General features: G+C 74.3%; 12 protein-coding genes. 11 read left to right on the forward strand and 1 reads right to left on the reverse strand.

Annotated features, from left to right (window positions below):
* The first annotated feature begins 23 nt into the window (after positions 1-23).
* The 3 genes from IEZ10_RS12885 to IEZ10_RS12895 all read left to right on the forward strand — a co-directional run bounded on the left by IEZ10_RS12885 (position 24) and on the right by IEZ10_RS12895 (position 2,986).
* A complete protein-coding gene (locus tag IEZ10_RS12885; protein ID WP_189246729.1) occupies positions 24-1,958 on the forward strand; it encodes a PspC domain-containing protein in 1,935 nt (644 codons plus the stop codon).
* On the forward strand, positions 1,948-2,154 hold the full coding sequence (locus tag IEZ10_RS12890; protein WP_189246730.1) for a hypothetical protein: 207 nt from the start codon (positions 1,948-1,950) through the stop codon (positions 2,152-2,154). The genes IEZ10_RS12885 and IEZ10_RS12890 overlap by 11 nt, the downstream gene beginning before the upstream one ends.
* A gap of 166 nt (positions 2,155-2,320) precedes the next feature.
* Positions 2,321-2,986 carry a CGNR zinc finger domain-containing protein gene (locus IEZ10_RS12895; RefSeq protein WP_189246731.1) on the forward strand — a complete coding sequence of 222 codons (666 nt, stop codon included), beginning with the start codon at positions 2,321-2,323 and terminating at the stop codon, positions 2,984-2,986.
* 188 nt (positions 2,987-3,174) lie between these two features.
* Here the strand turns inward: IEZ10_RS12895 and IEZ10_RS12900 are convergent, their stop codons facing one another.
* On the reverse strand, positions 3,175-3,882 hold the full coding sequence (locus IEZ10_RS12900) for a hypothetical protein (protein WP_189246732.1): 708 nt from the start codon (positions 3,880-3,882) through the stop codon (positions 3,175-3,177).
* A 320-nt stretch (positions 3,883-4,202) separates the two neighbouring features.
* On the opposite strand from IEZ10_RS12900, the gene IEZ10_RS12905 reads away from it, so the two are divergent.
* The 8 genes from IEZ10_RS12905 to IEZ10_RS40400 all read left to right on the forward strand — a co-directional run bounded on the left by IEZ10_RS12905 (position 4,203) and on the right by IEZ10_RS40400 (position 11,947).
* A complete protein-coding gene (locus IEZ10_RS12905; RefSeq protein ID WP_189246733.1) occupies positions 4,203-4,646 on the forward strand; it encodes a VOC family protein in 444 nt (147 codons plus the stop codon).
* Between the two features lie 43 nt (positions 4,647-4,689).
* A complete protein-coding gene (locus tag IEZ10_RS12910) occupies positions 4,690-5,643 on the forward strand; it encodes a pyridoxamine 5'-phosphate oxidase family protein (protein ID WP_189246734.1) in 954 nt (317 codons plus the stop codon).
* Entirely contained in the window at positions 5,640-5,831 is a 192-nt protein-coding gene (locus IEZ10_RS12915) for a ferredoxin (RefSeq protein ID WP_189246735.1), read from the forward strand. Before IEZ10_RS12910 ends, IEZ10_RS12915 begins: the two co-directional genes overlap by 4 nt.
* A complete protein-coding gene (locus IEZ10_RS12920; RefSeq protein ID WP_189246736.1) occupies positions 5,828-6,256 on the forward strand; it encodes a nuclear transport factor 2 family protein in 429 nt (142 codons plus the stop codon). The genes IEZ10_RS12915 and IEZ10_RS12920 overlap by 4 nt, the downstream gene beginning before the upstream one ends.
* Positions 6,257-6,358: 102 nt before the next feature.
* The gene (locus IEZ10_RS12925) at positions 6,359-6,880 is read left to right on the forward strand and encodes a (2Fe-2S)-binding protein (RefSeq protein ID WP_189246737.1); all 522 of its coding nucleotides are present in this window, start codon (positions 6,359-6,361) and stop codon (positions 6,878-6,880) included.
* A 53-nt stretch (positions 6,881-6,933) separates the two neighbouring features.
* A complete protein-coding gene (locus IEZ10_RS12930) occupies positions 6,934-9,459 on the forward strand; it encodes a xanthine dehydrogenase family protein molybdopterin-binding subunit (protein ID WP_229811235.1) in 2,526 nt (841 codons plus the stop codon).
* Complete coding sequence (locus IEZ10_RS12935) at positions 9,456-10,340, forward strand: FAD binding domain-containing protein (RefSeq protein ID WP_189246739.1); 885 nt, start codon at positions 9,456-9,458, stop codon at positions 10,338-10,340. Before IEZ10_RS12930 ends, IEZ10_RS12935 begins: the two co-directional genes overlap by 4 nt.
* 305 nt (positions 10,341-10,645) lie before the next feature.
* Positions 10,646-11,947, forward strand: coding sequence for an SRPBCC domain-containing protein (locus tag IEZ10_RS40400; RefSeq protein ID WP_373287392.1), 1,302 nt, complete (start codon positions 10,646-10,648; stop codon positions 11,945-11,947).
* Positions 11,948-11,976: the final 29 nt, after the last annotated feature.

Consider the following 11,976-nt stretch of genomic DNA (forward strand, 5'->3'; position numbering starts at 1 on the left):
GCAGGAAGGCCACGATAGGTGACATGACCGATTCCGGGAACGCCCACGACCCGGCGAGCACCCCCACCGGCTCGTCGTCTCCCTTCACCTCCGGGACCGGCCCGTCGTCCCCTCTCGCGTCCGGCGGGCGGGGGCCGCTCCGGCGCAGTGACGAGGGCCGCATGCTCACCGGCGTCTGCGCCGGTCTCGGCCGTCACGCCGGTGTCGATCCGCTGCTGTTCCGCATCGGCTTCGCCATGCTGGTCCTCGGTTCCGGCATCGGCATCATGCTGTACGTGGCGGCGTTCCTGCTGATGCGGGAGCCGGACGGCGGCCCGGGATACATGGAGCAGTGGACCCGGCGTTCCTTCGACGGCGAGACCGTGCTGGCGCTGCTGGCCGGGGTGTTCACCCTGGGCCTGATCGTGAACGTGTCCTCCGGTGGCATCGGCACCGGCACGGTCGTGGTCGGCACGCTCTTCGCCATCGCCCTGATGGCCGCGCACTCTCGCGGGGTCGATCTACTGGCCACGATGCGGTCCCTGCCGGAGCGGCTGCGCGGCAGCCGCGCCCCCGCCGGGTCCGGCACGCCGTACGGCGGCCCCCACGGGGGTTTCCGGGACGAACACCGCGAGCCGCACACCGGCCCGTACGGCGGGCCCCTCGCGGGGACGGCCGTCTTCGACCCGGCCCGGCCGGCCGCCTTCGCGGAGGGACCGCACACCGCGCCGCCGGAACCGGCAGCTCCGGTCCGGCCGGTCGGACCCGCAGGGAGCCGCCCCGCGGCGACGCCCGGCCCGTCCGGGGGCACCGAGCGCCGCCCGGCGCCCGGGGTCACGCCCTCCGGGCCCGAAGCCGCGCCCGAAGCCGCCCCCGGAGCCGCCCCCGCCGGGCCGCCGGCCGGGGCCTCCCCCGCGGAGCCGCGGACCGAGGTGTTCCCCGCAGCCGACCCGGCCCCGGCCCGGGTCCCGGGATCTGAGCCGGAGCCTGAGCCGGCGGCTGCGGCATCCGCCGCGTCACCGTCCGGTGAGGACGACCGGCCCGCGGGGTCGTGGCCCGGTGAGGACGACCGGCCCGCCGTGCCGCCGCCCACCGGCTCTCCCGCGGGGCCGTTCGCCCCCTCCGCCGCCTCTCCGGCAGGGCCGTTCACCCCCTCCTACGACTCCTCCGGCGAGCCGTTCTCCCCCTATGGGCCCTACCGGCCGCTGGACCCCGGCAGGCGGCAGCCGTACGACCGCCCCTACGACCGCCCCTACGGCGGCCCTCCCGGCGGTTACGACGACCCCTACGACCTCGCCCTGCTCGGCGGGCCGGTCGAGACGTCCGTCCGGCGCGAGCGGCCCGAACGGCCCGAGCGGCCCCGGTCGTTCGTGGCGGGCGTCACCCTGATCCTCGCGCTGATCGTCGGCGGGATCACCCTGGCGGCCCAGGCGGCCTCCGGGGCGGCCGGCATGACGGTCGCCGGCGGCGCGGTGCTGGTCGTCATCGGCGGCGGTCTCCTCGTCGCCGCGTGGTTCGGCCGCGGCGCGGCCCTCGTCGCCGCGGGCACCCTCGTCTCGATCGCCGTGCTGACGGCGTCGCTGCTGTCCGGGATGTCGGGGCGCTTCGGCACCTACGACTGGGCGCCGACCACGATGTCGGAGGTCACCGGGAAGGGCGGCGGGGACTACGCGATCGGCATCGGCGACGGCACCGTGGATCTGAGCGCGCTGCAGCTCCCGGCGGGCTCGCGTACGCTCGTGGAGGCGTCGGTGGCGATAGGCGAGATGCTGGTGATCGTGCCGCCGACGGCGCGGGTCGAGGTCGAGGGAACCGCCAAACTGGGCGACGTGAAGATCGATCAGATGGTCCAGGGCGGCACCGGCATCCGGCACGTCAGGGTGCTGAAGCCGGAGGTGCCGCCGAAGGGCGACGCGGCGACCATCGTCCTGCGGGTCAGCGCGGGCATCGGAGACGTGGAGGTGCGACGTGCGGCCTGAGATGGAGCGGCCCCGCCGGCGGCGGGCGCACCGCACGGACTGGATGGCCCTGCTCAGCGGAATGATCTTCATCGTGACCGGGGTCGTCCTCATCGGCCGGCCGTCGGTCGAGCCGCTGATCATGCTTCCGGCCGTCCTGGCGGGCCTGGGCCTCGCGGGGCTGGTCGCCATCCTCGCCCGGCTGATCCGCCGCTGACCGGGGCGGCCCGGCGGCCCGGGCATGGACCGGTGCCCGGCGGACCGCGATCCGTGGCCCGCGATCCGTGGTCCGTGGCCCGCGGCTCACGGTCCGCGGCCGGGACCCGCGACCCGGCGGTCACCGTCTCACGGTTGCGGGTGCTGCCACGCGTTAGAGTTGGAGGATGCCGATCCTGGAGTTCGTCAGCACGATCCGCGCGACGCGGGCCGGGCCGACGGACGCGCTCTCCGACGTCGCGGGCACGACCGCCTGGTGTCGCGAGCACTCCTCGGAGCTGGACCTCCCCGCCGGGTTCACCGCCTCCGAGGAGGTGCGCCGCGAGCTGGTCGAGCTGCGGCAGGCCGTACGGGCCCTGTTCGCCCGGGCCGTCGCCCCCGGCCCGGCGAGCAGGGCGGACGCCGGACGGCTGCCGGGGTTCGCCGAGTCCCTCGACCTGGTCAACGCCACCGCGCTGGCCGTCCCGACGGCCCCCCGGCTGGAGTGGCCCGCCGGGCCGGACCCGTCGGCCCTGCCGAATCCGTCGGGTTCATCGGCTCCTCCGGTCCCGCCGGAGCCGTCGGCCCCATCGGACCTTTCACCTCTTTCGGCGCCATCGGCCCGGAACGTCCCGGCTGTGGCGGCGGACGACTCCGCCCGAGCCCGCGCCGCGCTCGCGTCCGCGGCGATCGCGTTCCTGGCCGGTCCTCGTCGCGAGCTGCTCCGCGCCTGCCCGGCCCCCCGATGCGTGCTCTATTTCGTCAAGGAGCACGCCCGTCAGGAGTGGTGCTCCGTGGCCTGCGGCAACCGGGCCCGCGCCGCCCGCCACTACCGCCAGCACCGGGACGACTGACCCGCGGCCCCGCCGTGGGCGCGGCATGACCCGCTCGTCCCCGCCTCCGGATCCCACCCTGGTCATCGCCGGCGCCAGGTTCGCGTACCGCCCGCTCGTCCCCGCCTCCGGATCCCACCCTCCGGCGGACACGCGTCCGCCCGGGTGCGGCGGTCCTCCGCCGCACCCGGGCCGTCCGGCCGCCGCCGTCAGCGGGCCGCGCCCACGGCCGCCGTCCCCGCCACCGTCCCGGCCGCCGCCTCGGCCGCCGCCCCGGTCGTCGTCCCGGCCGGAGCCGTCGCGCGGTCGTCGGCCCGCCACAGCTCGTACGCCAGCCAGAGGCCGCCCGCGGCGAGCAGCGCGCCGTGCGCGATCCGGACCGCCGGGGAACCGTAGAACTGCGGGATGAACAGGGCGAACCCCACCGCCAGCGGGAGACCGCTCCACCGCCGGAGAGCACCGGATCGCCGGATCTCCACCGCGGCCATGACGACGCCCACGGCGAGCAGCACCAGTCCGGTGGCGAACAGGGTGACCGCCGCGGGCGTGAAGCGGAACTGGTCGACGAGCTCGATCAGGGTGACGTCCCGGTCCCGTACGGCCCGCGCCCCGATCACCCGCAGGCCGAACGTCTCGGCGCCGTAGTAGGGCAGCGTGAGGCCCGCCCCGAGCCACGTCACGACCGCCGCGGGCAGGAGGCGGCCCCGGCCGAGCACGAGGTACAGGCCGAGGATTCCCAGCGAGACGAGGACGAACCCGATCGATGCGGCCAGGTGGACGGCCGTCCAGGAGGGGGAGGCCATCGCCGCGGCGCCCTCCAGGGTGGTCTCGTCGGCGTAGGGCCGGGCGGCCTGGTAGAGCAGGAAGAGGACGCCGCCTGCGGCGAAGGCCGAGGCGGTGAGCCGGGCACGGTTCATGGGGGGCTCCTGAGACCAAGTGGGCGGAACGGCGCTTCTTTACGAGAGCAATGCTCTCACCATGGAGCGACAGACTCAAGAGCACCGCTCTCTTTTATGACCATCGGTCCCCCTTCTCCTCTTCAGGGACACCATGGCCGAGAGGATCACCCCTGATCCACCAGGAAAAACGACGTCGCCTCCCGGCAGGCGAGCATCCCTTTCCGATGGAGATGTGACTCACATCACCGATTTCTAACGGCTTGATGAAAGATCATGCGTTATATTTGCCCTCAACTTCTAACGGAATTATCCGTTAGAAAAGATGAGAGAGGGCATCCATGAGCTTCCAGACCGGCCACATCGGCCTCAACGTCTCCGACCTCGACCGGTCGAGGGACTTCTACGTGAAGGTCTTCGGCTTCGAGGTCGTCGGCGAATCCGGCCGGGAGGACCGCCGCTTCGCCTTCCTCGGCCTCGACGGCACGCTCGTGCTGACCCTCTGGCAGCAGAGCGAGGGCCGCTTCGCCACCGGCCTGCCCGGCCTGCACCACCTGTCCTTCCAGGTGCCGGACATCGAGGCCGTACGGCGGGCCGAGAGCGTGGTCCGGGGGCTCGGCGCCACGCTCCACCACGACGGCGTGGTGCCGCACGGCGAGGGCGCCTCCTCCGGGGGGATCTTCTTCGAGGACCCGGACGGCATCCGGCTGGAGATCTTCGCGCCCGACGGGGCCGGCGACCGCCCCGCCCCGACCACCGGTGCCCCGACCTGCGGATTCTTCTGAGAAGACGGGGAGACTCCTGCTGAGACGACCGGGGAGAACGGGCATGAGAACAGCGCTGAGACACCCGGGGGAGCTGGCGGTGCGGCGGCGGGCCGGCGTCGACGCCGACGACTGGGGATCGGCCGGGACCCGGCCGGAGATACCGCCGGTGGCGGCCGGCTTCCTCGCCGCGCAGCGGATGCTGCTCATCGGGGCGACCGGCCGGGACGGGCGGCCGTGGGCGACCCTGCTGACCGGCCCGGCGGGGTTCATCCGGGCCGTGGACGACCGAACCGTCGTGATCGACGCCGTCCCGGGCGGGCACGATCCGCTGGCCGGCCTGGCGGAGGGTGAGATCGGGATGCTCGCCGTCGAGCCGCACACCCGGCGGCGGATGCGGGTCAACGGCACGGTGCGCCGGGACGGCGGGCGGCTGACGGTCCGTACCGAACAGACCTACGCCAACTGCCCCAAGTACATCCAGTCGCGGGCCGTCACCGGTGAGGTCGCCGGACCCTCCGCGGAGGCCTCTGCGACCGGCGCCCTCACCGCCGGTCACCGGGCGTGGATCGAGGCCGCCGACACGTTCTTCGTCGCCACCCGGGCCACCGGGTTCGGCACCGACCTGTCGCACCGGGGCGGCGCCCCCGGGTTCGTCCGGGTGACCGGCGAGCGGCGGCTGGTCTGGCCCGACTACGCGGGCAACGCGATGTTCATGACGCTCGGCAACCTGGAGCTGGACGACACCTGCGGCCTGCTCTTCCTCGACTGGGAGGGGGGCGACGCGCTGCACCTGACCGGGCGGGCGCGCGTGGAGTGGGACCCGGGCGACGTGCCGGGCGCGCAGCGGCTGGTCGCGTTCGACGTCGAACGGGCCGTGCACGTCCGCGGGGCGAGCCCGCTGCGCTGGACGTTCGAGAGGCACTCCCGCTTCAACCCGCCGGTCCGCCCCGCGCCCGGGACGGACCCGGCGGGCCCCGGAGAGGCGGAACCGGAAGAGAGAGGGGACATCCGATGAGGGTCGTGGTGGACCGGGAGCTGTGCCAGGTGCACGCCCAGTGCGTGTTCGCCGCACCGGAGGTCTTCGAGCTGGACGACGACGACCGGCTCGTTCACGTCGCCGAACCGGGCGACGAGCTGATCGGCGCGGTCGAGGAGGCCGCGCGGGCCTGCCCCGTGCAGGCGATATCCCTGGAGGAGACGTGAACTTCACCGAGGAGACGGCCCGAGCCAAGGTGCGGGCCGCCGAGGACGCCTGGAACACCCGCGACCCCGAGCGGGTCGCGCTCGCCTACACACCCGACTCCGTCTGGCGCAACCGCGACGAGTTCCTCACCGGCCGCGCGGAGATCCGGGAGTTCCTGACCCGCAAGTGGGCCAGGGAGCTGGACTACGCGCTGCGCAAGGAGCTGTGGACGTTCGGCGGGAACCGCATCGCCGTACGGTTCCAGTACGAGTGGCACGACGCCGACGGCCGGTGGTGGCGCAGCTACGGCAACGAGCTGTGGGAGTTCGCCGACGACGGCCTGATGCGGCGCCGCGAGGCGAGCATCAACGACGTCCGGATCGACGAGGCCGACCGCCGCATCCGCGGCCCGCGCACCGGAGAAGATGACCTTCCGCTGGCGTGAACCCCGGCTTCGCGAAAACCTTGACCGGGCAGGACAGGGGCGTACGTTCACTCATGTCGGCTTCCATCTCTCCCGCCCCGCCAGGGGCTGCCTGGAGGACGTATGCCCCGGATCACCGTCAGCGTCGACGGAGTCACCTACGAGGAGGAGGTCGAGCCGCGCCTCCTCCTCGTCCACCTGCTCAGAGACCGCCTCGGCAAGACGGGGACCCCTGTCGGCTGCGACACCGGCAACTGCGGCGCCTGCACGGTGACGCTCGACGGCCGCAGCGCCAAGAGCTGCTCGGTGCTGGCCGTACAGGCTGACGGGAGCGAGGTCGTCACGGTCGAGGGCCTGGCGCGGGACGGCCGGTGGCACCCCATGCAGGAGGCCTTCCACGCCGAGCACGCCCTGCAGTGCGGCTACTGCACCCCGGGCATGCTCATGGCGGCGATCGACCTGCTCCGCGACGACCCCGACCCCTCCGAGGAGGCCGTCCGCCGGGGCCTGGAGGGCAACCTGTGCCGGTGCACGGGTTACACCAACATCGTCCGGGCGGTACGGCGCGCCGCGGCGGAGATGTCGCGGGCACCGCACGAGCGGATGCCGGGCGCCGCGGAGGACCGGGAGGCGGCCGCGTCATGACCGAGGAACTCGACGCCGGCCTGGTCGCCGGACGGATCGCCGAGAGCGACCAGATGAGCGAGCCCTCCGCCGAACGCGAGATGGGCCGGGCGCGCAGGCGCAAGGAGGACGCCCGGCTCGTCACCGGCCGGACCATGTGGACCGACAACATCCAGCTCCCGGGCATGCTGTACGTGGCGTTCCTGCGCAGCCCCATGGCGCACGCCAGGATCACCGGCGTCAACGTCTCCGCCGCGCGTTCCCGGCCCGGCGTGGTCGCCGCCTACTCCGGCCGCGACCTCGCCGGGGAGCAGGGCAGCCTGCCGTGCGCCTGGCCGGTCACCGAGGACATCGTCATCCCCGACCATCCGCCCATGGCGGTGGACGAGGTCCGCTACCCCGGCGAGGCGGTGGCCTGCGTGGTCGCCACCGACCGGTACAGAGCCGCCGACGCGCTGGAGGCCATCGCGGTCGACTACGAGCCGCTGGACCCGGTGCTCGACATGACCGAGGCGCTCGCCGAGGGCGCCCCGAAGGTCCACGAGGCCGGAAACCGCGCCTTCACCTGGAAGTTCGCCGGGGGCGACATCGACGCGGCGTTCCGCGACGCCCCCGTGGTGATCGACCGCACCTACGTTCAGCAGCGCCTCATCCCGACCGCGATGGAGCCCAGGGCGGTCGTCGCGACCACCGACGGCGACGGCTTCACCCTCTACTCCGCCACGCAGATCCCGCACGTGCTGCGCGTCATGCTGGCGATGACCACCGGCATCCCCGAGCACAAGCTGCGCGTGGTCGCCCCCGACGTGGGCGGCGGCTTCGGGTCCAAACTGCAGGTCACCGCCGAGGAGGTCCTCGCCCTGCTGCTGGCCCGCAGGCTCGGCAGGCCGGTGAAGTGGACCGAGTCCCGCTCGGAGGGCAACCTCACCGTGCACCACGGCCGCGACCAGCTCCAGCGGATCGCCGTCGCCGCGGACCGCGACGGGCGGATCAGGGGCGTGCGGGTGGAGCTGCTCGCCGACATGGGCGCCTACCTGATGCTGGTCACGCCGGGCGTGCCGCTGCTCGGCGCGTTCATGTACAACGGCATCTACAAGATGGACGCCTACGACTTCACCTGCACGGGCGTCTTCACCACCAAGATGCCGACCGACGCCTACCGGGGCGCCGGCCGCCCCGAGGCGACCTTCGCCATCGAACGGGCCGTGGACGAGCTGGCCCACGAGCTCGGCATCGACCCCGTCGAGGTACGGCGCCGCAACTGGATCACCCGCGAGGAGTTCCCCTACACCACGATCGCCGGGCTCACCTACGACTCCGGCGACTACGAGGCCGCGACCGAGAAGGCGCTGGCCATGTTCGGCTACGACGAGCTCCGGGCCGAGCAGGCCGACCGGCGCGAGCGGCGCGACCCGGTGCAGCTCGGCATCGGCGTCTCCACCTACACCGAGATGTGCGGGCTGGCGCCGTCGCGGGTGCTCGGCTCGCTCAGCTACGGCGCGGGCGGCTGGGAGCACGCAGCGGTCCGGCTGCTGCCCACCGGCAAGGTCGAGGTCGTCACCGGCACCAGCCCGCACGGACAGGGGCACGAGACGGCCTGGAGCCAGATCGCGGCCGACGCCCTCGGCGTGCCGTTCGAGGACGTCTCGGTGCTGCACGGCGACACCTCCGTCGCGCACCGGGGTATGGACACCTACGGCTCCCGCTCGCTGGTCGTCGGCGGCGTCGCCGTACTCGCCGCCTGCGAGAAGGTCAAGGAGCGGGCCCGCGAGCTGGCCGCGCACCTGATGGAGGCGTCCGCCGACGACGTCGAGTTCGACGGCGGGAGGTTCCGGGTGCGCGGGACCGACGAGGGGCGGACCATCCAGGAGCTGGCGCTGGCCGCCTTCGCCGCGCACGACCTGCCCGGCGGCTTCGAGCCCCGGCTGGACGCCGAGGCGACCTTCGACCCGGACAACTTCTCCTTCCCGCACGGCACCCACCTGTGCGCGGTCGAGGTGGACACCGAGACGGGACGGTGCGCGATCCGGTCGTACGTCGCCGTGGACGACGTGGGCTCGGTGGTGAACCCGCTGATCGTCGAGGGCCAGGTGCACGGCGGCATCGCGCAGGGCGTCGGCCAGGCGCTGTTCGAGGAGGCCGTCCACGACGCCGACGGCAACCTGGTCACCACGACGATGGCCGACTACCTCATCCCGTCCGCGGCGGACCTGCCGGAGTTCACCACCGGCCGCACCGAGACCCCGGCGACGAGCAACCCGCTGGGCGTCAAGGGTGTCGGCGAGGCCGGGACGATCGCCTCGACCCCGGCCGTGGTCAACGCGATCACCGACGCGCTGCGCCCGTACGGCGTGCGCGACGTGCGGATGCCGTGCACGCCGGAACGGATCTGGCGGGCGCTCGCCGAGGCGGAGGCCGCCGTCCCGGGTCAGGCCCCGGCGACCGGCCCCGCCCCGGCCGCCGTGCCGGGGTTCGCGCCCGTGCCCACGCACGGATCGACGCCGGGAGCCGCGCCCCCGCCCGCCCCCGCGTCCGAGCCCATCCGGGGGTTCGTCGCCCCGGCCACGTCCGAATCCGCACCCGAGGGAGGCGCCCGGTGATCCCCGCGCCGTTCGACTACGTCCGGCCCGCGTCGGTGGAGGACGCCTGCCGGGTCCTCGCCGACGCCGAGGCCGCCGGTGACGAGGTCAAGGTGCTGGCCGGCGGCCAGTCCCTGCTGCCGCTGCTGCGGCTGCGGCTGGCCTACCCGTCCGCGCTGGTGGACCTCGGGCGGCTGCCCGAGCTGCGCGGCGTGGCGGACCGCGGCGACCACGTGTACATCGGGGCGCTCACCACGCACGACGAGGTGATGCGCTCCGGCGTCGTCCGCGAGCACGTCCCGCTGGTCGCGCTGGCCACCGCCACGGTGGCCGACCCCGCCGTACGGCACCGCGGCACGTTCGGCGGGTCGATGGCCCACGCCGACCCCGCCGGTGACCTGCCGGCCGTCGCCCTCGCGCTGGACTGCGTGTTCGTCGTCCGGTCGAGCGACGGCGAGCGGGAGATCCCGGCCGCGGAGTTCTTCGTCGACTATCTGGAGCCGGCTCTGGGGCCGGGCGAGGTGCTGCTCGGCGTCCGGGTGCCCAAGCTCGGGTCGGGCTGGGGCTTCCACTACGAGAAGTTCCACCGGACCGCCCAGGCGTGGGCGACCGTCGGCGTGGCGGTGGCCGTACGGCGCGGCGACGGCGGGGCGATCGAGGAGGCGCGGATCGGGCTGACCAACATGGGCCCGACCCCGGTGCGGGCCCGGGTGGCCGAGGCCGCGCTGCGCGGCGTCGCCCCCTCCCCCGCCGGCTCCAACGGGAGCGACCCGCTCCGGGAGGCCTGCGCCCAGGCGGACGCCGGCACCTCGCCCCCGGCCGACCTGCACGCCCGGCCCGACTACCGCCGTCATCTGGCCCGGGTGCTGACCCGCCGGGCGGTCGGAGCGGCGCTCGGCTGAGCCACCGGGGAGCCCGTCTCCCGGCGGGCGGGAGTTCGCGTGCCGGTGGGCGGGGTTCGCCTCCCGGCGGGTGGGGCTCGCGTGCCGGCGGGTGGGGCTCGCGTGCCGGTGGACGAGGGTTCGCGTTCCGTCCGCCGGGAGTTCGTCTCCCGGCGGACGGGGCAGACAAACGGGTGGAAGCCACCTGTCCGATGCGGGAAGGTCCGCACCGGACCGGAGAACGGCGGATCCGGCCGGTGCGGTTGATGTGGTTGTGCGGTTGGTCCAAGTTGGTCCAGGTTGGTCCGGCGACGAGGAGTGGATCGATGGCGATGCGGTTCGAGCACGAGTTCACCGTTCCGGTTCCCGTCGAGCAGGCGTGGTCCGTGCTGCTCGACGTCGAACGGATCGCGCCGTGCCTGCCCGGGGCCGCACTGGAGAAGGCGGAGGGCGACTCCTTCACCGGCCGGATGAAGGTGAAGGTCGGGCCGATCACGGTGACCTACCGGGGAGAGGCCGCGTTCGAGAGCGTGGACGAGAACGCCCGGACCCTGGCCCTGCGGGCCTCGGGCCGGGAGACCCGCGGCTCCGGCACGGCGAACGCGACGGTCACCGCGCGACTGCGCCCCGATGACGCCGGAGGCCCCGGGCGACCGGGCGCGGAGGGGACGGCGGGTTCGGCGGGTTCGGCGGGCTCCGAGGGAACCGCGGGTTCGGCGAGTCCGGCGGGTTCGGCGGAATCCGGAGGCCCGGCCGGTTCGGCCACCCGGGTCACCGTCGAGACCTCCTTCAACGTGACCGGCCGCCCCGCGCAGTTCGGCCGGGGCGTGATGGGCGAGGTCGGGGCCAAGCTGATCGACAGGTTCGCGGCCAACCTCGCCGCGTTGCTGGAGGCCGCCGAGGCGGGGCCCGCCACGGCGGACACCGTCCCCCTGACGCCGGTCCCCGCACCGGAGCCCGCCATCCCGGCGCAGGCCCCGCCCGACCGGACGACCGGCACCCCCGAGACGAACGGTCAGGGCACGGCCGGGACACCGCGGGCGGACGGCCAGGGCGCGGCCGGGACACCGGGAACGGGTGGTCAGAACACGATCGGAACACCCGAAGCGAACGGCCAGGGCACAGGCGGAACCCCTCGGACGGACGGCCAGGGCACGGCCGGGACAGCTGAAGCGGACAACCGGGGCGCAGGCGGAACTCCTCGGATGGACGGTCAGGGCGCAGCTAGGACACCCGAAGCGGACGACCGGGGCACGGCCGGCCGGGCCGCCGACGGCCGGAAGGAGTCGCCCCGCCACCTCACCGCCGTGCCCTCCCCGACCGAGACGCCCGAGGGATCCGAGGCTTCCAAGGAGCCGGAGAGATCCGACACTGCGGAGACGGCCGGCGCCTCCGGGGACCTGGCCCCGGTCACGGAGCTCTCCCCTGCCGGGGCCGAGCGGGCCGCCGGCCGGGACACCCACCCGGCCGGCACCTCCCGGACCTCCCTCACCGCGGACGAGGAGGCCCTCGATCTGATGGAGATCGCCGGCATCCCCCTGCTCAGACGTGCCGCCCCGTTGCTGGGGGCCGTGGCGGGCCTGGCGGTCGCGGCCTGGCTGACCCGCAGGGCCCTGCGTCGCCGCTGACCCGACCGCCGCCCACCCGCGCCGGCTCC

This window comes from Streptosporangium pseudovulgare, from assembly GCF_014648055.1.
In the GTDB taxonomy this organism is placed as follows: domain Bacteria; phylum Actinomycetota; class Actinomycetes; order Streptosporangiales; family Streptosporangiaceae; genus Streptosporangium; species Streptosporangium pseudovulgare.